19 protein-coding genes and 4 pseudogenes are annotated in these 18,309 nt (G+C 70.7%); 11 read left to right on the top strand and 12 right to left on the bottom strand.

The genetic code is table 11. From position 1 onward, the window contains the following. Positions 1 to 307 precede the first annotated feature (307 nt). Complete coding sequence (locus ABGB16_RS30650) at positions 308 to 823, top strand: hypothetical protein (RefSeq protein ID WP_347671560.1); 516 nt, start codon at positions 308 to 310, stop codon at positions 821 to 823. Here the strand turns inward: ABGB16_RS30650 and ABGB16_RS30645 are convergent. Further along, on the bottom strand, positions 720 to 1,694 hold the full coding sequence (locus tag ABGB16_RS30645; RefSeq protein WP_347671559.1) for an EamA family transporter: 975 nt from the start codon (positions 1,692 to 1,694) through the stop codon (positions 720 to 722). The genes ABGB16_RS30650 and ABGB16_RS30645 overlap by 104 nt on opposite strands. 90 nt (positions 1,695 to 1,784) lie before the next feature. Between ABGB16_RS30645 and ABGB16_RS30640 the strand changes: the two genes are divergently transcribed. The 3 genes and pseudogenes from ABGB16_RS30640 (at position 1,785) to ychF (ending at position 3,828) form a co-directional block, all read left to right on the top strand. Further along, a complete protein-coding gene (locus ABGB16_RS30640; RefSeq protein WP_347671558.1) occupies positions 1,785 to 2,282 on the top strand; it encodes a MarR family transcriptional regulator in 498 nt (165 codons plus the stop codon). A 51-nt stretch (positions 2,283 to 2,333) separates the two neighbouring features. Next, a pseudogene (locus tag ABGB16_RS30635) lies at positions 2,334 to 2,648 on the top strand (peptidase E); the annotation flags it as partial. Positions 2,649 to 2,742: 94 nt separating this feature from the next. Further along, entirely contained in the window at positions 2,743 to 3,828 is a 1,086-nt protein-coding gene (gene ychF / locus ABGB16_RS30630) for a redox-regulated ATPase YchF (RefSeq protein WP_347671557.1), read from the top strand. Positions 3,829 to 3,848: 20 nt separating this feature from the next. Here the strand turns inward: ychF and ABGB16_RS30625 are convergent, their stop codons facing one another. Then, positions 3,849 to 4,361: a site-specific integrase gene (locus tag ABGB16_RS30625; protein ID WP_347671556.1), complete on the bottom strand. Its 513-nt coding sequence runs from the start codon at positions 4,359 to 4,361 to the stop codon at positions 3,849 to 3,851. A 17-nt stretch (positions 4,362 to 4,378) separates the two neighbouring features. On the opposite strand from ABGB16_RS30625, the pseudogene ABGB16_RS30620 reads away from it, so the two are divergent. The 4 genes and pseudogenes from ABGB16_RS30620 to ABGB16_RS30605 form a co-directional block, all read left to right on the top strand. Further along, positions 4,379 to 4,771: pseudogene (locus ABGB16_RS30620) on the top strand (HAD-IA family hydrolase); the annotation flags it as partial. A 61-nt stretch (positions 4,772 to 4,832) separates the two neighbouring features. Beyond that, positions 4,833 to 5,018 (top strand): hypothetical protein, encoded by a 186-nt coding sequence (locus tag ABGB16_RS30615; protein ID WP_347671555.1) that lies wholly within the window; start codon positions 4,833 to 4,835, stop codon positions 5,016 to 5,018. Continuing rightward, positions 5,008 to 5,202, top strand: a complete 195-nt coding sequence (locus ABGB16_RS30610) for a hypothetical protein (protein WP_347671554.1) — start codon at positions 5,008 to 5,010, stop codon at positions 5,200 to 5,202. The genes ABGB16_RS30615 and ABGB16_RS30610 overlap by 11 nt, the downstream gene beginning before the upstream one ends. Before the next feature lie 830 nt (positions 5,203 to 6,032). Further along, positions 6,033 to 6,743 (top strand): HAD family hydrolase, encoded by a 711-nt coding sequence (locus tag ABGB16_RS30605; protein ID WP_347671553.1) that lies wholly within the window; start codon positions 6,033 to 6,035, stop codon positions 6,741 to 6,743. Positions 6,744 to 6,911: 168 nt separating this feature from the next. Here the strand turns inward: ABGB16_RS30605 and ABGB16_RS30600 are convergent, their stop codons facing one another. Next, positions 6,912 to 7,358 carry a hypothetical protein gene (locus ABGB16_RS30600; RefSeq protein WP_347671552.1) on the bottom strand — a complete coding sequence of 149 codons (447 nt, stop codon included), beginning with the start codon at positions 7,356 to 7,358 and terminating at the stop codon, positions 6,912 to 6,914. 514 nt (positions 7,359 to 7,872) lie between these two features. Here ABGB16_RS30600 and ABGB16_RS30595 point away from each other — a divergent pair. Further along, on the top strand, positions 7,873 to 8,802 hold the full coding sequence (locus ABGB16_RS30595; protein WP_347671551.1) for an alpha/beta hydrolase: 930 nt from the start codon (positions 7,873 to 7,875) through the stop codon (positions 8,800 to 8,802). A 63-nt stretch (positions 8,803 to 8,865) separates the two neighbouring features. On the opposite strand, the gene ABGB16_RS30590 is transcribed toward ABGB16_RS30595, so the two are convergent. The 4 genes from ABGB16_RS30590 to ABGB16_RS30575 form a co-directional block, all read right to left on the bottom strand. Further along, positions 8,866 to 9,576: an ElyC/SanA/YdcF family protein gene (locus tag ABGB16_RS30590; RefSeq protein WP_347671550.1), complete on the bottom strand. Its 711-nt coding sequence runs from the start codon at positions 9,574 to 9,576 to the stop codon at positions 8,866 to 8,868. 67 nt (positions 9,577 to 9,643) lie between these two features. Further along, the gene (locus tag ABGB16_RS30585; RefSeq protein WP_347671549.1) at positions 9,644 to 10,006 is read right to left on the bottom strand and encodes a PH domain-containing protein; all 363 of its coding nucleotides are present in this window, start codon (positions 10,004 to 10,006) and stop codon (positions 9,644 to 9,646) included. Positions 10,007 to 10,040: 34 nt separating this feature from the next. Next, positions 10,041 to 10,775 carry a methyltransferase domain-containing protein gene (locus ABGB16_RS30580; protein WP_347671548.1) on the bottom strand — a complete coding sequence of 245 codons (735 nt, stop codon included), beginning with the start codon at positions 10,773 to 10,775 and terminating at the stop codon, positions 10,041 to 10,043. A 20-nt stretch (positions 10,776 to 10,795) separates the two neighbouring features. Continuing rightward, positions 10,796 to 11,104 (bottom strand): pterin dehydratase, encoded by a 309-nt coding sequence (locus tag ABGB16_RS30575; protein WP_347671547.1) that lies wholly within the window; start codon positions 11,102 to 11,104, stop codon positions 10,796 to 10,798. Between the two features lie 184 nt (positions 11,105 to 11,288). Here ABGB16_RS30575 and ABGB16_RS30570 point away from each other — a divergent pair, with 184 nt between their 5' ends. Further along, positions 11,289 to 11,729, top strand: coding sequence for a (deoxy)nucleoside triphosphate pyrophosphohydrolase (locus ABGB16_RS30570; protein WP_347671546.1), 441 nt, complete (start codon positions 11,289 to 11,291; stop codon positions 11,727 to 11,729). Between the two features lie 197 nt (positions 11,730 to 11,926). On the opposite strand, the gene ABGB16_RS30565 is transcribed toward ABGB16_RS30570, so the two are convergent. From ABGB16_RS30565 to ABGB16_RS30550, 4 genes and pseudogenes are all read right to left on the bottom strand, one after another. Further along, entirely contained in the window at positions 11,927 to 13,033 is a 1,107-nt protein-coding gene (locus ABGB16_RS30565) for a succinate dehydrogenase/fumarate reductase iron-sulfur subunit (RefSeq protein ID WP_347671545.1), read from the bottom strand. Continuing rightward, positions 13,033 to 14,949 carry a fumarate reductase/succinate dehydrogenase flavoprotein subunit gene (locus ABGB16_RS30560; protein WP_347671544.1) on the bottom strand — a complete coding sequence of 639 codons (1,917 nt, stop codon included), beginning with the start codon at positions 14,947 to 14,949 and terminating at the stop codon, positions 13,033 to 13,035. The genes ABGB16_RS30565 and ABGB16_RS30560 overlap by 1 nt, the downstream gene beginning before the upstream one ends. A gap of 10 nt (positions 14,950 to 14,959) precedes the next feature. After that, a complete protein-coding gene (locus ABGB16_RS30555; RefSeq protein ID WP_347671543.1) occupies positions 14,960 to 15,766 on the bottom strand; it encodes a hypothetical protein in 807 nt (268 codons plus the stop codon). Positions 15,767 to 15,987: 221 nt separating this feature from the next. Continuing rightward, a pseudogene (locus tag ABGB16_RS30550) lies at positions 15,988 to 16,650 on the bottom strand (metallopeptidase TldD-related protein); the annotation flags it as partial. Between the two features lie 277 nt (positions 16,651 to 16,927). Here ABGB16_RS30550 and ABGB16_RS30545 point away from each other — a divergent pair. Beyond that, positions 16,928 to 18,202 (top strand): hypothetical protein, encoded by a 1,275-nt coding sequence (locus ABGB16_RS30545; RefSeq protein ID WP_347671542.1) that lies wholly within the window; start codon positions 16,928 to 16,930, stop codon positions 18,200 to 18,202. Positions 18,203 to 18,222: 20 nt separating this feature from the next. Here the strand turns inward: ABGB16_RS30545 and ABGB16_RS30540 are convergent. Then, a pseudogene (locus ABGB16_RS30540) lies at positions 18,223 to 18,309 on the bottom strand (IS5/IS1182 family transposase); the annotation flags it as partial.

Here is an 18,309-nt window from a genome sequence, read left to right as displayed (position 1 = left end):
ACCCAACCCTGACGGCCGAAGCCAGCGACTCACCGACCATGTTGGACCACCCGACCCGACAAGCCGGCCGCATACCGACGCCGAACGGCGACACACGAAACGCCCTCCGACGCCGCCCATTCCCTCACGCCAACGGGACAACCACAGCATGCCCAAGACAGCTAAAGCTGCCTCGCTTGCCACCTGGTGGCATCCCCTTGTCGACCCCCGTGTCCCGAAAGTGTCGGTCATGGCCGGTACGGTCCCGCCACCAAACTCAAGAAGGGGTGGCGGCGATGGCGAGCGTGGCCGGGCGAGGTGTCCGCTGATGCGGTCGGGGCGGGCGCGGCTCGACCGTACGGTGGTCCAGAGCTTCTACGACCGGATGCGAGCGGTCGCGCCGGCGGCGTACGGCGCCCTGGAGCGGGACCGGGCGGGTGATCCCGGGCGGGCGTTCCGCGACACGTCCTGCGGGCGGCTCGTCGCGTCCCTGGACGCCGCCGGTCTGCGCGCCCTCGGCATGTGGGCGCACCACTGGTGCATGCGCTTCTACGACGACGACACGCGGGTGGGGTTGCGCCTGGTCCGGGAGATCGCCGGCCGCCCCGGGCTCGGCTGGACGGCCGACGAGGTGCGCTGGATGCTCGGCGAGTCCGAGGCCGCAGGTCCGTCCGCCGCGCACCGGTTCACCCTGCCGGCCGCCGCGGCCCGCGAGCTGTCCCCGGCCATCCGCCGTCAGCTCACCACCCCCGAGTTGGCCGCGGTGGCTGACCTGGAGCTGTCGACGGCCGCGCCGGAGGGGGCGGGGCCGGGCGCGGGGGAGCGGCGGGTGCTGGCCGGCTGACCGGCCCGGGGGGCGGAGGGCGGTCCGGCAGTTGGCCGACCACGGTCGCGGTGACGGCAACGGCGAATCCGGCGAGCTGCGCCGGGCCCAGCGCCTGCCCCAGCACGAGCCAGCCGAGCACGGCGGCGGTCAGCGGGCTGAGCGCGCCGAGCACGGAGACCTGGGTCAGCGGCAGCCGCGCCGCCCCGCGGAACCACAGGGCGTACGCCACGGCGGTGCCGGCCAGCCCGAGCCACGCGTACCCGAGCAGGGCCGGGCCGTCGGGAGCCGGCGGCGGCCCCTCCAGCGCGAGCGCCAACGGCGTGATCATCAGGCCGCCGGCGGTGAGCTGCCAGCTGGTCGCGGCGAGGATGCCGACCCCGGCGGGGCGGCCCCAGCGGCGGGTCAGCACCAGCCCGGCCGCCATCGCGGCAGCCCCGGCCAGGCCGGCGGCCACGCCGACGGGATCGAGCCCGGCGCCCGGCCGGAGCACGACCAGGGCGACGCCCAGCGGTGCCGCGGCGGCGGCGAGCAGGGCGGGTGGCCGGGGACGTTCGCGCAGGACGAGCACGGTCAGCCCGGCGACCAGCAGTGGCTGGGCCGCGCCGAGCACGGCGGCGGTGCCGCCGGGCAGCCGGTACGCGGCGAGGAAGAGCAGCGGGAAGAACGCGCCGATGTTGAGCGCGCCGAGCAGGGCCGCCCGCCACCACCACCCGCCGTTGGGGCACTGCCGGGTCAGGGCGAGCAGCAGCAGGCCGGCGGGCAGCGCCCGGATCGCCCCCGACCAGAGCGGCCGGTCGGGCGGCAGCAGCTCGGAGGTGACCAGGTACGTCGTACCCCAGGCCGCGGGCGCGACGGCGGTGGCCAGCAGATCGGCGGCACCTCGGCTCATCGGCTCAACCTCTCGATGCTAAGTAGCTTAGTGGTAAGCAAATCACGGGTGAGTAAAGGCCGCCAGTGCGAGCTGCGGCACAATGCCGGGATGACCGAGCCGGACGACGTGGACGTCATCGTCGAGCAGTGGCGCCGCGAGCGGGCCGGGCTACGGCCGGAACCGATGGCGGTCTTCGGCCGTATCTACCGGCTGGCCCGGCTGGTGGGCGACGAGCAGGAACGGGTGTACGCGGCCTGGGACATCAGCCGGGGCGACTTCGACGTGCTGGCCGCCCTGCGGCGGGCCGGTGACCCGTACACGCTCTCCCCCAAGGCGCTCGCCGCCGCGATGATGCTCACCTCCGGCGGGATGACCGGCCGGCTGGACCGGCTGGAGCGGGCCGGGCTGGTGCGCCGCGGCCCCGACCCGGCCGACCGGCGCGGCCTGCGGGTCAGCCTGACCGAGGAGGGCCGCCGGGTGGTCGAGGAGTCGGTGGAGGCGGGACTCGCGGTGCAGCGGCGCATCCTCGACGTCCTGCCGCCGGAGGATCGCACCCGGCTGGCCGACCTGCTGCGCACCCTGCTCGCGGCGGCGTCCAGATCCTGAGCCGCGGCGTCCGGGTCTGCACCACGTACCGACGAGAGGACAGGGGCCAGCGTGCCCGCCAGCGAACCGACCATCGTCGCCACCAGCATGGGCTTCTTCGGCCGTGACCGCGGCCCGTACGACCTGCGCCCCGGGCCGGTCTTCGAGCTGGCCGCCGAGCTGGCCCAGACCGGCCCGGAGCCCCGGCTGTGCTACCTCGGCCAGGCCGTGGGCGACCAGCCCACGTCGTTCACCGCCGTCTACGGGGCGTTCGCCGGCACCCGGTTCCGCGTCTCGCACGTCGCCCTGTTCCCCATGCCGAACGTCGAGGACGTCCGCGCGCACCTGCTCGCGCAGGACGTGATCTGGGTCGGCGGCGGCACCCTGCCCACCAGCCACTGCACTGGGTGAGGCCCGACTGCCCCTGCCGAACGCGCGGCGGCCGGAGGCCGGCCCGGACGGCCGCGTAGACTGGCGGCCCGTGAGCCTCACCATCGGGATCGTCGGCCTGCCCAACGTCGGCAAGAGCACCCTGTTCAACGCGCTGACCAAGAACGACGTGCTCGCGGCGAACTACCCGTTCGCCACCATCGAGCCGAACGTCGGCGTCGTCGGGCTGCCGGACGAGCGGCTGGACAAGCTGGCCGAGATCTTCGCCTCGCAGAAGGTGCTCCCGGCCCCGGTGTCGTTCGTCGACATCGCCGGCCTGGTCCGGGGCGCCTCGAAGGGGCAGGGTCGGGGCAACGCGTTCCTCGCGAACATCCGGGACGCGTCGGCGATCTGCCAGGTGGTGCGGGCCTTCTCCGACCCGAACGTGGTGCACGTCGACGGCAAGGTCTCCCCGGCCGACGACATCGAGACGATCAACACCGAGCTGATCCTGGCCGACCTCCAGACGCTGGAGAAGGCGCTGCCCCGGCTGGAGAAGGAGGCCAAGCTCCGCAAGGACCGCGCCGCCGCCGTGGCCGCCGCGAAGCAGGCGGTCGAGGTCCTCGACGGCGGCACCACCCTGTACGCCGGCGCGGCGGCGGCCGGCATCGAGCTGGAGCACCTGCGCGAGCTGCACCTGCTCACCACCAAGCCGTTCCTGTACGTCTTCAACGTCGACGAGGCCGAGCTGGCCAACGCCGAGTTCCTCGACGAGCTGCGCGCCCTGGTCGCCCCGGCCGAGGCGGTCTTCATGGACGCCAAGATCGAGTCGGAGCTGGTGGACCTGCCCGAGGAGGAGGCCCGCGAGCTGCTGGAGTCGATCGGGCAGTCCGAGCGGGGCCTGGACCAGCTGGTCCGGGTCGGGTTCCGCACGCTCGGGCTCCAGACGTACCTGACGGCCGGGCCGAAGGAGGCGCGGGCCTGGACCATCCCGGTCGGCGCGACCGCCCCCGAGGCCGCGGGCGTGATCCACTCCGACTTCCAGCGCGGCTTCATCAAGGCCGAGGTGGTCTCCTACGCCGACCTGGTCGCGGCCGGGTCGATGGCGGCGGCGAAGTCGGCCGGCAAGGTCCGCATCGAGGGCAAGGAGTACGTCATGCAGGACGGCGACGTGGTGGAGTTCCGCTTCAACGTCTGAAACCGGCCCCTTCCCGCAGCTCACACGCTTGTGCCCTCGCTCGGGGGCACATCCGGGGCACAACCCCAAGCGTCATCGACCGCCCGCCGAGTGCGTTCCTCCGAGTCCGGCATCAGGTGGCCGTACGTCGACAGGACGAGGGTCGCGTTCTCGTGCCCCAGCCGTTCGGCCACCACGATGACCGACTCGCCCTGCATGAGCAGGACCGAGGCGTAATGGTGGCGTAGGTCGTGGGTCGTGATGTTCTCCGGTAGCCCGGCCTGCTCGGCTGCCGCCCCGAAGATGCGCGAGCCGTAGTAGTCGTGCCGGTACGGGCTACCGAAGCGGGTGGTGAAGATGGTTCCGTCGGTGGTCGGTGGGAACTCCGCCAGGTGCTCACGGACGGCGTTGGCGACCACCAGAGGAAGCGGCACGGTCCGGCGGGACCGAGGCGTCTTCGGTACCGTCCTGATCTTGGACTGTGGAGCGAACTGCCATTCGATCCGTGCCGTCCGGGCGGTGAAGTCGACATCCTCGACGCGAAGTGCGAGCAACTCGCCCAGGCGCAGACCGAGACCCGCTTGCGGCCCGACAGGCTGGCCTTCCCGTGGCGGTTGTCAGCAACAACTCTGCCGGTGCGGTGAGCGCCTACCTGGCAGCGCACCGCCTTGCCATGCACGTCTCGCCAGTCGTCGGCCGGGCGTACGCCGACCCAGAGCGCATGAAGCCCAACCCCGCCCCGATCCATCAAGCCGCGCGCGCGGTGGGCGAGTCCCCTGGCCGGTGTGTACTGATCGGGGACTCGCTTGCGGACATTGAGGGGGCGCAGGCGGCGGGGACGCGGGTGATCGGGTACGCGAACCGACCGGCCAAGGTCGAGATGTTCCAGGCAGCCGGAGCGGACGTGGTGGTCACCAGCATGCGGGAGATCGCTGACGTGTTTGTCAAGCGACTGAGCGCCTGACGCGCGAAACCTCGCCATAGCTGAACGTGGCCGAGTCGTAACGAATAGGAGAGTCCCCGGAGTGACCACCCCGAAAGAGCGAGACGAGTTCGAGCGGATGAGGCTCGTTGCCCAGATTGAGCGGGCTCGCACCTTCATCAAGCAGTACGAGGAGCACCAGGAGTTCTACCGGCAGCAAGTCGAGGACAGCCGGTACGAGCTTGGTAGGCTCGATGAGCGGCTAGGAGGTTCGGAAGATGAGCGTTGATCAGCACATCCAGGCGCTTCGCGACCTGCTGCGCACCGACCATGAGGCGTGGATTGCCGAGGTTCAGAGCTGGGCCGACGAAGCGGAAGCCGTTGGCGACGTGGAGCGGCACCGACGCCACGTTGAGCATGTAGCAAGGCTCAAGGCGATGCCCTACCCGTGGGAGCAGTCGCGCGCTGCATAGCCGGCCCTCGCTGTGGCCTGAGCGTAGCGTGTTCAGACTTTCTTTACTTGGTCAAGGGCGGGCCGCAAGCGGCCCGCCGCCGTGTGCGCCGGGGCGCGCGTGCGGCCTGGCGGCCGGTCACGCCCCGGCGCGCACGGCGCGGTATTGGAGAGCCGGAGATACGGCTGCGAGCCAAGCCTGCCAGCGCCGATCATCACCAGGATCGCGCGCAGCGCCGACACCGGCCGGACGCGTACGGCGGTGGACACGACGGGTTGCGCGGGGGCCGGCTGGCTGGGCTCGTTTCCGGCTCCGTTTGTAGCCCAGCTTTGAAGACCGAGAGGAGTGGTCACCCGGTTGCCGGCTCGCGGTGACCACTCACACTGGCCGGGACGCCGCCGGGACCGCCGTGGTCATCATTCGGCGGCTGGGCTTGTGCGAGGTGGGTCCGAGAATGCCGCGGCTGGTTTGACCGGCAAGGCCCAAGCATGGGGGCGGTGGCCGCGCAACGGCATGCCGGTCGTCCAGGAGCCGGCTCCGCAGCCGCGCAGGGTCAGGTCAACCCTCGCCTGGGAGGGGGAGGGTGGCCGCCGGTGGCCACCTCCGACCCCGGGAGCCGGGTCCGTGCCGGGCGAGGTTGGGTCAACCGCGCCACTGTGGCGGTGTCCGCCGGGGGCGCGGTCCGCGACACGAGAGCCGACTCAGCCTGTTCCAGCAGCGTCCGTACGTGCGTCAAGGTCCACTTGACGTGGCGGGCCGGGCGGCGGCCCCCCCTCCCCAGACGGGCTGGTCGAACTCAGACGGGATGGCAAGCACGGTGACAGCGCTGACGATCTCAGTAGGATGCTCGCATGCCTCGGCCAGTGATCTTCGACCTCTACCACACCCTGATCGGGGGTGCCGACGACGAGCGCGACAAGGTAGTCGGCGAGATGGCGGTCATGGTCGGGGTGGCTCCGGCCGCGCTGGTCGCCGCGTACCACGCCACCTGGCGGGACCGGATGGTCTGGTGGGACGTGGAGGAGACCATCCGCATCCTCGCCGGACGCCTCGGCGGCGCACCAACCAACGAACAGGTGACACGGGCCGGTGAACATCGGCGAGCCCTCGGGCGCCGGGTGCTGGATAGTGTCTCGACCGCCACCCTGGAGGTGCTCGACGCGCTACGCGGCGACGGGCATCCGCTGGCCCTCATCAGCAACGCCACCTCGGACACTGCCGAGGCATGGCCGCAGAGCCGACTCGCCCACCGGTTCGACGTCGCGATCTTCTCCTGCGATGTCGGGCTGGCCAAGCCAGACCCGGCGATCTATCACCTTGCTGCTGAGGGCGTGGGCGTTGGGCCAGCGGAGTGCGTCTTTGTTGGCGATGGCTCGGACGGTGAGCTGCCCGGGGCGGCAGCGGTCGGTATGACCGTCTTCCGGACCACGGAGCACAACGACACCGACCCCAGCTGGGGCGGGCCGGTTATCGCTACCTTGGGCGACCTTCCCGCCATAATCCGAGAGCCGTTCAAGGTCATGGAGCCGTCAGGGGCACACACGGGGCACAAGACAGCGTGAAACGCTGGCAATCAGCGACCAATGACGTGAGCCCAAGACGGGACGTGACCAGCGTGCCGATCAGGCTGCGGCAGGTCACGGGAGGGCGCACCTAAGTTCCGCTTCAACGTCTGAATCCGGCCCGCCGCCACGGCCTGCACCTCGCCGTCGGTTGTGCGACGGCGCGACTCACTGCAGCGACGGGTGCGACCTCTCACAGCGGGTCCACGGTTCCTGGTCCACGCCCTCTCCGTCCATCGTCATCCCCGCGAAGAGTCCCAGGGCTCCCGCGATCACGCCCAGGAGCAGGCCGACCCAGTGGGGGACGACGCCCAGCAGGTACGGGACGGCGAGGAGGGCGCCGACCGCCGCGATGCCCAGGTGGCTGGCGTGCACGTTGGGGAAGTACCGGGACGGCTGGGGAAGCGGCTCAACGGCGAGCGCGGTGTCGGTCTGGCGTACCGGTGCGGCACCGGCACGCAGATATTCCGTGTGGTCCTCCTCCTGCGTCACGCCCCAGACCACGTGGCCGGAGTCGGAGACGAAGGCGGCGGAGACCCTGCGCTGCTTGTCCGTGCCCGCGATGTCCCGCCACCGGGCGGGCCAGGGGGCCCACGATCGACCCGCGACCGCCATAGGCGGTGATGGCCGCTACGTTCGGTGCCCACACGGTGAGGTAGAACGCGGCGATGAATCCCCAGTCGCGGCGCACCGCTCCCAGCCTCCCCGGAATCCTCTCCCGGGGAGAAGCGGTCGCCGGCAGCGGCTTCAAGGATGGCGCTGCCCGAGAGGCCAGCAGCCAGCCCACGACGAACACCGCAGCCAGAGCCAGCGGGACGAGAATGTTCAGGCGGGGGGCATCCGCGAACCGGATCCAGGCCGCGCCCCATGCGGTGGCTGCCGACAGCAGGGCCCCCGCACCCAGCGTCGTGGCGAGCGGTACGGAAGTACGCCGAATGCGGTCTCCCCATGGCTACGGCGTGACGATCTTGCGCCTGAGGAGGGAAGACTACGCTCCGTTGACTATCTCTGGAAGGTGCTGTGGACAGTCTCGAGACGGGCCGGGTCCACGACCCGTGATTGTCGGTTCGGGACGCGGGAGTCGCTGCCGCAGCGGCCGGCGTAGCAGCCTTCCCTACACTCTGAGTTTGTGGACTTCGCCGCAGGGCCGGGTGAGCTGGAGCTGACGATCGACGTCGGCGGCCTGCGCCTGCCGGCCACGGTGGACCTGCCCGCCGGCCCGGCCCGGGGTGGCGTGGTGGTCCTGCACGCGGCCGAGGCCGGGGAACGGTCCTTCTTCTGCTACACCCACCTGGCCCGGGTGCTGCCGGAGGCGGGGATCGCGGTGCTGCGCTTCGACCGCCGGCCGCGCGTCGGCGGTCACGACGTGCCGCTGGCCGAGCAGGCCGCCGACGCGGTCGCGGCCCTCGGCGTCCTGCGCCGGTACGTCGGCGACGTGCCGGTCGGCCTGTGGGGGCTGAGCCAGGGCGCCTGGGCTGCCCCGCTGGCCGCTGCGCTGCACCCGGAGCTGGTCGCCTTCCTGGTGCTCGTCTCCAGCAGCGGGGTCAGCCCCGCCGCGCAGATGCGCTACGGCACGGCCGAGCAGCTCCGCCGCCACGGCTACGGCGCCGCCGACCTGGCCGAGCTGGACCGACTGCGTACGACCGTCGAGGCGTACCTGCGGGGTGACAGCGACCGCGCGACCGCGCAGGCGGCGGTGGACCGGTGCGCCGGGCGCCCCTGGTTTCCCCTGGTGTACGTGCCGCGCGAGCTGCCCGACCAGCCGGGCACCTGGCGCGACATGGACTTCGACCCGGTGCCGGTGTTCGCGCGGGTGTCCTGCCCCGTGCTGCTGTTCTACGGTGCGACCGACGCCTGGGTGCCCATCGAGGACAGCATCGCCGCCTGGCGCCGCGCCACCGCCGGCGCGGCCGTGCCGGCGACCGTCTGCCGGCTCGACGGCTGCGACCACTATCCCACCCTCGGCGAGGGCGAGGACGTCGACAGCATCAGCCCGCAGTACACGGCGACGCTGCTGAGCTGGCTCGTTGCGCGTCGATCATGGAGCTGTGGTGCCTGACAAAGTGGGCGTTCGCGGCTTTTCTGGCACCACAACCGCATGATCGGCAAGAGCGAACCCGCACTACGCGCCAGCCAGCGCCTCGTCCACGCCGGGCTCCCGCCGGCCAAGGTGGACGGGGTCGCGTCCGGACAGGACCTCCAGTGCGGCCTTCACGCACGCGCCGTACTCGCGGGTGGAGCTGACCCGCCACCTCGTGGCGTTCGCCCTGGCGCTGTCGTCGCCCACCCCGTTGGCCTCGATACCGAGGCGCCGACACACCGTCACCGCGCGGGGCAGGTGGAAGGACTGCGTCACCACCGTCGCCCGGTCCACCCCGAAGACCCGCTTCGCCCGGGCGCACGAGTCGTACGTGTCGAAGCCCGCGTAGTCCGGCACCAGCTTCCGGGCCGGCACGCCGCGGTCGAGCAGCCAGCGCCGCATCGCGTCCGGCTCGTTGTAGCCGGGGTTCATGTTGTCGCCGGAGAGCAGGATCGCCCGTACCTTGCCGGCGGCGAACAGTCGGCGCGCGATCTCCAGGCGCGCGGCGAGGAACGGTGAGGGCGTCCCGTCCGGCTCGACCTTGGTGCCCAGCACCAGCGCGACCGGCGCTTCGGGGACGTCCCGCTCGCTGAACAGGTGCCCGTCGGCGCCGCCGCGCACCCACGCCACGCTGGCCACCGTGCCGATCGTCGCGAGCACCGCCCCGACGAGCGCCGCGAGGGCGAGGAGGCGCAGCCGGCGCGCGCCCACGGCCCGTCGGATCCAGGTCGGCGTGGAGAGTGGCCACCGCATGCGGACCAGTATCCCCAGCACCGGCAACAACCGGTCCTGCCCGCGGTCACGTCGGCCAGGGAAAGGCTCAGGAGATGTAGTGCAGGATCACGTTGTGCACGTGGTGGCTCTTCTGGGCGCCCCGGAACTCGACCTCGTACGTGTGCGTGCCGACGTGGATCGCGATGGCGCCGGTGGAGAAGAACGACCCGCCCCACGACTTGTTGCTCACCACGCTGACGCTGGTGATCTTCGAGTACGGGATGCTGGTGATCGCGTACCGCTTGCCGACGAAGGACCGGTCCTGGATGATCACCCGCCGGTCGGTGAGGCCGATGAACCCCGTCCCGGTGCCGATGGCGTCGTAGACGGCGATGATCTGCTCCCCGTCGAGGAGGCCGCTCTGGATCTGCTGGTACTGCTCCTTGCGGTCGTACGTCGCGTTGGCCATGCACCTCACGGTAGGTGGACCACGCCAACGCCCCTCATCGGCGGGCGACGACGACGAGTTCCCCGTCTCCCTCGCCCACGGCCTGGCCGTGCCAGCCGCCGTGGACCCGCTCGACGGTGAAGCCGGCGGCCCGGAGCGAGTCGCGCAGTTCCGCCTCGTTCCGGAAGCGCAGCGTGGCGGAGCTGAGCCGCTCCGCCCCGTCGGGCAGGACGTAGTGGTGGGTGAAGTCCACCACACCGTCGCGTACCTCCGTCGCCTCCGTCCAGGCCCGCACCCGGCGGCCGTCCGGCAGCCGGATCACCCGCCGCGAGTCGACCGGGTTCCAGCGCTCCCAGGCGCGGTCGGCCGGGTCGCGCGAGTCGAACGCCAGCCGGCCGCCGGGCCGCAGCGCCCGCGCCAGGTCGGCGAGCGTACGCTCCCACTCGTCGTCGGCGACGAAGACCTGCGTGACGTGGCTGGTCATGACGGCGACGTCGTACGCCCGGTCGGGCAGCGCCGGGGACGCCGCCCGCACCCAGGTGACCCGGTCGGCGCCGGGCTTGCGCCGCGCGGCGGCCAGGGACGGCCCGGCGGGGTCGACGCCGGTGACCGAGTGCCCGGCCGCGGCCAGGGCGAGGGTGAGTCGGCCCGTGCCACAGCCCAGGTCGAGTACGCGGGCGGCCGGCGTCTCGTTCACCACCGCCAGGAAGAAGTCGTCGTCGGGCCCCCAGCGGCACTCGGCGTCGTACACGGGGACCAGCAGCGGATCGAGGAACTCGCCGTCGCGCATCAGGCTCGGTGGGAGGGCGGTCAGGAGCCGGTGACGGCCCGGTACGCGTCCTCGATGCGGGCGGCCAGCAGGACCTCGCCCTCGGACAGCGGCTCCCCGTCGCCGTGCCCGACCCGGATCTGGGTCTGGTCGTCCCGGCGGCTGATCTCGGGGCGCAGGTGCAGGGCGTCGGCGACCACCTTGACCCGTTCGGTGAGCGCGGCGTGCTGCGTGTCGTCGATCAATAGAATGCGCCGGATCTGCTCGCCCTCCCTGCTCCACCCGGTCAGCAGGTTCAGGGCGTCGCTCAGGTAGTCGTGCTTTGCGCGTCCCCTGAACAGCACCCGCATCACCGTACCTCCCAGGGGTCGCTGCCGGCTTGTGGCCAAATCGTCGCCATCCCGTGTCTTCTCGGTGCCCTCCAGTCTTCCGCCCGACTCGAAGGTGTGTCCACGCCCACACTTCCCACTTCTACTGGCCTAGCGGCCGACCGAGCTACCCAAACCGCCGATTGATCTGGCACGCTGGATGCCCGTGCGAACTGAACGGGCTAGCGACAACGAACAGACCGAGCGGCGGGATCTCAAGGTCATCGTCGGGGCGGCGATCATCGCGGACGGGCGCGTGCTGGCCTGCGCCCGGTCCGCTCCGCCCGAGGTCGCCGGCATGTGGGAGTTCCCCGGCGGCAAGGTCGAACCGGGGGAGAGCGAGACCGCCGCGCTGGCCCGCGAGTGCGCCGAGGAGTTGGGCGTACGCGTCGAGGTCGGCCAGCGGGTCGGCCGCAACGTGCGGATGGCTCACGGCCGCTCGGTGTTGAAGGTGTACACCGCCCGCCTGCTCCACGACGACCAGCCGAAGGCCCTGGAGCACTCCGCGCTGCGCTGGCTCTCCGCCGCCGAACTCGACACCGTCACCTGGCTCCCCGCCGACGCACCGATCGTCGCCGCCCTGCGCCCGCTGCTCGCCGACGGCTGACGACCCCGCGCGCCTCCCCTTTCCCGCGATCTTGCACTTTCGGCCCGAGAAATGAGTGAGATGCGGCTTTTGCCGGGGCCGAAAGTGCAAGATCGGCGAGGTGGTCGGGGGCAGGGTCGGGACGGGCGCGCCGGGCGGGAACGCGACGGGGGCCCGCGGCGTCTGCCGCGGGCCCCCGTCGTCGTCAGTCGTCGTGCTCAGTGCTTGTCCTGCTCCGGGTGGGCGAAGTTCAGGTGCTCCGGCGGGATCGGGAACTTCACGTCGTCGCCGAACGGGGACGGCGCGGCCGCCCGGTCGAACGTCAGCTCCGTCAGCGGGAGCCGGCCGTTCTCACCGACCGCCGGCGCGGTCGGGTGCGGCACCTCGCGGTGCCAGTTGACACCGCTCTGGGCCTGCGCCTCCGCGCTCGGGTCGTGCGAGCCGCCCGCGTGCGAGTGCACGCCGCCGGGCATCGCGCCGGAATGCGCCGACGCGCCGTGCGTAGGGCCGAAGTGCCCCGCGGAGTTCCCCGCGCCGCTGTGCTGGGCGCTGGTCACGTTGGTCTGAGGCACCTGACCCCTCCGGAAGATCTTGCTACCGAGCCACACAAGGGGATCGTACCTGCGGTCTACGACCCGTTCCTTCATGGGGATGATCCCGTTGTCGGTGATCTTGATGTGCTCGGGGCAGACCTCGGTGCAGCACTTCGTGATGTTGCAGAATCCGAGGCCCTGTTCCGCCTGCGCGTACTCCTTGCGGTCGGTCCGGGCGTCGAGCGGGTGCATGTCAAGCTCGGCGGCCCGGATGAAGTAACGCGGGCCGGAGAAGGCGTGCTTGTTCTCCTCGTGGTCCCGGATCACGTGGCAGGTGTTCTGGCACAGGAAGCACTCGATGCACTTGCGGAACTCCTGCGAGCGCTCGACGTCCACCTGCTGCATCCGGTAGTCGCCCGGGGCCACCCCCGCCGGCGGCGCGAACGCCGGGGTCTCCCGCGCCTTCTCGTAGTTGAACGAGACGTCGGTGACCAGGTCCCGGATCACCGGGAAGGTGCGCAGCGGGGTGACCGTGACCGTCTCGTTCTCCTCGAAGGTCGACATCCGGGTCATGCAGCCCAGCTTGGGCATCCCGTTGATCTCCATCGAGCACGAGCCGCACTTGCCGGCCTTGCAGTTCCACCGGCAGGCCAGGTCCGGCGCGTCGGTGGCCTGGAGCCGGTGGATGACGTCGAGGACGACCTCGCCCTCGTTGACCTCGACCTGGTAGTCCTGCAGGTCGCCGCCGTTCTCGTCGCCCCGCCAGACCCGGAAGTGACGCTTGGTTCCCATTACTTGCCCGCCTCCTCAGCGAGGGCGTCGAATTCGGCCAGCTCCTCGTCGGTCAGGTACTTGGCCAGTTCCGCGCGGTCGAACAGGCTCATCAGCTCCGGCCGCAGCTTCGGCAGCGGCTTGTGGGTCAGCCGCACGGCGTCGCCGTCCAGCGAGCAGACCAGGTTCACCCGGCGCCACTTCGGGTCCATCGTCGGGAAGTCCTCCCGGGTGTGCCCGCCGCGCGACTCCTGGCGATCCAGCGCCGCCTTCGCCGTGCACTCCGAGACGACCAGCATGTTGCGCAGGTCCAGCGCGAGGTGCCAGCCCGGGTTGTAGCGCCGGCCGCCGGCCGCGCTGACCTTCGCCACCCGCTCGCGCAGCTCGGCGAGCCTGCCCAAGGCGTCTTCAAGCTCGCCTTGTCGGCGGATGATTCCGACTAAATCCCCCATCACCGCCTGGAGGTCCTGCTGGAGCTTGTACGGGCTCTCCCCGGTGTCCCGCTGCAACGGCGCGAGCGCCGTCTCCACCGCGGTCTCCACCGCCGCCACCGACACCTTCGGGCGCGCGGTGAGCTGATCGGTGTACGCGGCGGCGTGCCCGCCCGCCCGCTTGCCGAAGACCAGCAGGTCGGACAGGGAGTTGCCGCCGAGCCGGTTGGAGCCGTGCATGCCGCCGGACACCTCGCCCGCGGCGAACAGCCCGCGCACGGTGCCGTACGCGGCGCCCGAGTCCGGGTCCACCTCCACGCCACCCATCACGTAGTGGCAGGTCGGGCCGACCTCCATCGGCTCCTTGGTGATGTCGACGTCGGCCAGTTCCTTGAACTGGTGGTACATCGACGGCAGGCGGCGCCGGATCTCCTCGGCCGGCAGTCGGGAGGCGATGTCCAGGTAGACGCCGCCGGCCGGCGTACCCCGACCGGCCTTGACCTCGCTGTTGATCGCGCGCGCGACCTCGTCGCGGGGCAGCAGCTCCGGCGGGCGCCGGTTGTTGTCCGGGTCCTTGTACCAGCGGTCCGCCTCGGCCTCGTTGTCCGCGTACTGCTTGCGGAAGACGTCGGGGACGTAGTCGAACATGAACCGCTTGCCGTCGGAGTTCTTCAGGATGCCGCCGTCGCCGCGCACCGACTCGGTGACCAGGATGCCCTTCACCGAGGGCGGCCAGACCATGCCGGTCGGGTGGAACTGGAGGAACTCCATGTTGATCAGCGTCGCCCCGGCGCGCAGCGCCAGCGCGTGACCGTCCCCCGTGTACTCCCAGGAGTTCGAGGTGACCTTGTACGACCGGCCGACGCCGCCGGTGGCCAGCACCACGGCCGGCGCCTCGAACAGGACGAACTCGCCGGACTCCCGGTAGTAGCCGAACGCCCCGGCGACCCGGTCGCCGTCGAGCAGCAGCTCGGTGATGGTGGTCTCGGCGAAGACCTTGATCCGGGCCTCGTAGTTGCCGAACTCGGCCTTGTCCTCCTGCTGGAGGGAGACGATCTTCTGCTGGAGGGTGCGGATCAGCTCCAGGCCCGTCCGGTCGCCGACGTGCGCCAACCGCGGGTACTCGTGCCCGCCGAAGTTGCGCTGGGAGATCTTCCCGTCCTTCGTACGGTCGAACAGCGCCCCGTACGTCTCCAGCTCCCAGATCCGCTGCGGCGACTCCTTCGCGTGCAGCTCGGCCATCCGGAAGTTGTTGAGGAACTTGCCGCCGCGCATGGTGTCGCGGAAGTGCACCTGCCAGTTGTCCCGGCTGTTCACGTTGCCCATGGCGGCCGCCGCGCCGCCCTCGGCCATCACCGTGTGCGCCTTGCCGAACAGCGACTTCGAGATGATGGCGGTCTTCTTGCCGGCGAGCCGCGCCTCGATGGCCGCGCGCAGGCCGGCGCCGCCGGCCCCGATCACGACCACGTCGTAGTGGTGTCGTTCGATGCGATTCGTGGTGGTCATGTCAGGCCCTCTAGTTGATGAACCGCAGGTCGTTGAACCACCCGGCCGCGACCGCCATGACGTAGAAGTCGGTCAGCGCCAGGGTGCCGAGGGTGATCCAGGCGAGCTGCATGTGCCGGACGTTCAGCCAGGAGACCAGCGTCCACGCCTTGTAGCGCACGGGGTGCTTGGAGAAGTGCTTGAGCCGGCCGCCGATGATGTGCCGGCAGGAGTGGCAGGAGATCGTGTACGCCCAGAGCATCACCACGTTGCCGAGCAGGACGAGGTTGCCCAGGCCGAAGCCGAAGCCCTTCGGCGAGTGGAAGGCCAGGATCGCGTCCCACGTGTTGATCAGCGAGATGATGGCGGCGGCGTAGAAGAAGTAGCGGTGCAGGTTCTGCCCGAGCAGCGGGAACCGGGTCTCGCCGCCGTAGGTCTTGTGCCCGTCCGGCACCGCGCATGCCGGCGGCGACAGCCAGAACGACCGGTAGTACGCCTTGCGGTAGTAGTAGCAGGTCAGCCGGAACAGCAGCAGGAACGGCAGGGTCAGCGCCGCGTCCGGGATGATCCACCAGCCGGGCAGGAAGCTGCCGAAGTGCGAGGCGCCCTCGACGCACCGTTCGGTGACACAGGGGGAGTAGAACGGGGTCAGGTAGTGGTACGCGTCCACCCAGTAGTAGTCGTGCATGAAGACCCGGACCGTCGCGTACGCGACCCAGGCGGTGAGACCGACGACGGTGATCAGTGGGGCAAACCACCAGCGGTCCGTCCGCAACGTCTTCGCCGCTATGGCGGCGCGCGCTCGCGCTCCCCGCGGCCTCGTTGCCGTTGATGTCATTCGAGTCGTCTCCCTGACGGGCCCTCAACGGGCGGCATCATGTTCCGGTCGGCACGCGGACCGGCGAACCCGCACCCCGCTGCCACGTCACGCGCACACCACCGACCGCACCGGGTGTACCGGCGCAGCTAATTGACACACGTTACGCCGATCTCCGCAGGCTGTTCGCGCAGGGTATTGCCCCGTGTGTCCCGGCGCCGGAAAATCCCCGATCCGGCAGATCAGCCGGACGCGCCGCCGGTGAAGTTCCACGCCGCCAGCCGCAGCGCCGGGGCGTCCCACCAGACCCCCTCGACCCGGTCCGGCTGCCGGACCGGCCGGTCGCCGATGCCGAGCACCGCGCCGGGGCCGAGCGCCCGCGGGTACGACTCGGTGAAGCGCAGGTCGCGCACCGCCCGGGTCGGCACGCCGTCCTCCACCAGCCAGACGCCGTTGCGGGTCAGGCCCGTGATCACCAGGCTCTTCGAGTCCAGCACGCGGGTGTACCAGAGGTCGCTGACCAGCAGGCCGCGTCCCATCCCGGCGACGAGGGCGGCCGTCGCCGCGTCGAGCACCGGCCCGGCCGGCGCCTCCGTGCCCGCCGCCGGCCCGGCCGGCGCGACCCGCCCGGCGCCGGACGGGCGCGCGGGCCCGGCCAGGCGCAGGTTGCGGGGCATCGGGCCGAAGGTGGCAGCGGCCGGGGCCGCGTGCCCGGTCGAGCCCGTGTCGGCCGCCGCGCCGCTGCGCCGGTCGTGCGCCACGGCGACCGTGGTGCCGGCGTCCACCAGGGTCAGCGCCCGCCGCCCGGCGCCCTCCAGGTCGAAGGGCAGCCCCGACCCGCCGAGCGGGTCGTCGACCAGCGTGACCGAGCGGTCGAACTGCGCGGTGCCCGGCTCGGCGAAGGAGTCCGCAGGCCTGGCTCGCCTCTGATCGACCTGGGCGTCCTGCCCGGCGACCATCGGGTCGCCGCGGTCAGCGCGCTCCTCGCGCATGACGACGGTGTCCTCGTCGCGCCCGAGCGGCGGCGTTGGCCACGAGGTGAGCGGCGGTAGGTGGCGAACCAGACGGGCCAATCGAATGATTGACTGATCACTCAGTCAGTGGCGATGATCACATCACCGGTGCTCACCTGATGCGCCGACCTTCGCGTCCCACTCGCCTCTCTCGATGGGCGGCCCCGGCATGGATACCTACTCCGAACAGATCTCCCGCTGGACTCTCGATCATCTACCGGCGCGCATAACCGAAGCGCTCAACAGCCCTGCCGCGTTCGAGCGGCTCGCCGCCGACATGAGCCATAGTCTCGCTGCGCTGCCAGCGCGCCCGGACCACGTGCCCACGCCGGCATGTCGGCGACTACTCGTCGATCTCGGCTTCTGGGGCAGCGCCCTGGTACGACTCGCACTGGTCCACGGCCGCACCGACGCTGTGCTCGACAGTACGACGGCTGGCGACCTTTCTTTCCGTCACTATTACGCCCAACTCGCCGTCCAATCTGCTTCTGGGCACCCACCGTGGCAGTCGTTCACGTCGATCATCATTTGGAACGTTCCTACGGTCGAGGTCCGCCTCGACGGTGACCTGCACAGCCGGTCCGAGGGCATATTCGACGGCCCACGGGTGCGTACGTGGACCGGCACTGCCAGCGAAGTGATGCTGTGGGAACTGTTCAAAGTCGGCGCGGCGCTCGGCTCCGCAGCCAACAGATCGCTGGACCCGATCGTTTCTGGCACGGTGTCAGCGCTGTCGGAAGAGTCACTGTCGCGTCTACTCGCTAGTCACGCGTTCCTACGGAGCTTTCGTCAGCGGATGGTGAACTTTACCCGCGGGCAAGATCCACGGGGAGAATTCTCCATCGACGTCTTTATGAACCAGATCCGACAGTTCGGTGTGCCATGGGAAGCCAAGGCGGAAGCTCCAAGCGGCCCACATGACGTGGAGTCGCTGGCACGGGACGCCATATTCGGTATGCCACAAATCAGACATAAGCAATGGCTGCGCGATCGGTCCGGGTCGATGATGTCCGCTGAAGGAAAGCGCTTGGACCAGGCGGCCGCCGCGCCGACACTCGCCGAGGTCGTTCAGCGGAGCACGGCCAAGACCCGAGCATTCGACGACCTGACCGTGTCCGTCCTGGTCGCGGCGCACGACATTTACGAAGAGCGGCGGAAGCTGTCCGCAGCTCACTATGGGATAGCTCGCAAAATGCTGTACAGCCCGCAACGTGCGCAATCGTCGGACCGTGCTGGCATGCCCACGGCCACGCTCGCGGTCGACAACTCTAAAGGCATCACAGGAATGTCGGAACATGACGTCCAGAGGTTCGACCACGCGCGCCGCGTGAATCCGCTGGAGAACGCCCTGGCCGCGCTGCCATCGGACGAGATCAGCCATGCCCGCAGCCTCATTCAGGAGTCGTTGTCCACCCACTCTGTATCAGTGAGCCTTTCCGCGTAACGGGTCGTGGCGTTGGGTGATCAGGTTGTGCGGTTGTGCTCGATGTGCAGGAGTACGAGGGCCGCCGCGGTGATCCTGCCGATGTTCCACGGGCACAGGCTGACGTT

Origin of the sequence: Micromonospora sp. B11E3 (assembly GCF_039871625.1) — a bacterium.
Classification (GTDB): domain Bacteria; phylum Actinomycetota; class Actinomycetes; order Mycobacteriales; family Micromonosporaceae; genus Micromonospora.
The sequence above is the reverse complement of the archived record's forward strand: the minus strand, read 5'-3'. Positions and strand labels throughout refer to the sequence as shown.

Coding starts and splice junctions, on each gene's coding strand:
- ABGB16_RS30650 (WP_347671560.1), top strand. CDS start 308: ATGCGGTCGGGGCGGGCGCGGCTCGACCGTACGGTGGTCCAGAGCTTC.
- ABGB16_RS30645 (WP_347671559.1), bottom strand. CDS start 1,694: ATGAGCCGAGGTGCCGCCGATCTGCTGGCCACCGCCGTCGCGCCCGCG.
- ABGB16_RS30640 (WP_347671558.1), top strand. CDS start 1,785: ATGACCGAGCCGGACGACGTGGACGTCATCGTCGAGCAGTGGCGCCGC.
- ABGB16_RS30610 (WP_347671554.1), top strand. CDS start 5,008: ATGAGCGTTGATCAGCACATCCAGGCGCTTCGCGACCTGCTGCGCACC.
- ABGB16_RS30605 (WP_347671553.1), top strand. CDS start 6,033: ATGCCTCGGCCAGTGATCTTCGACCTCTACCACACCCTGATCGGGGGT.
- ABGB16_RS30600 (WP_347671552.1), bottom strand. CDS start 7,358: ATGGCGGTCGCGGGTCGATCGTGGGCCCCCTGGCCCGCCCGGTGGCGG.
- ABGB16_RS30590 (WP_347671550.1), bottom strand. CDS start 9,576: ATGCGGTGGCCACTCTCCACGCCGACCTGGATCCGACGGGCCGTGGGC.
- ABGB16_RS30585 (WP_347671549.1), bottom strand. CDS start 10,006: ATGGCCAACGCGACGTACGACCGCAAGGAGCAGTACCAGCAGATCCAG.
- ABGB16_RS30580 (WP_347671548.1), bottom strand. CDS start 10,775: ATGCGCGACGGCGAGTTCCTCGATCCGCTGCTGGTCCCCGTGTACGAC.
- ABGB16_RS30575 (WP_347671547.1), bottom strand. CDS start 11,104: ATGCGGGTGCTGTTCAGGGGACGCGCAAAGCACGACTACCTGAGCGAC.
- ABGB16_RS30565 (WP_347671545.1), bottom strand. CDS start 13,033: ATGGGAACCAAGCGTCACTTCCGGGTCTGGCGGGGCGACGAGAACGGC.
- ABGB16_RS30560 (WP_347671544.1), bottom strand. CDS start 14,949: ATGACCACCACGAATCGCATCGAACGACACCACTACGACGTGGTCGTG.
- ABGB16_RS30555 (WP_347671543.1), bottom strand. CDS start 15,766: ATGACATCAACGGCAACGAGGCCGCGGGGAGCGCGAGCGCGCGCCGCC.
- ABGB16_RS30545 (WP_347671542.1), top strand. CDS start 16,928: ATGGATACCTACTCCGAACAGATCTCCCGCTGGACTCTCGATCATCTA.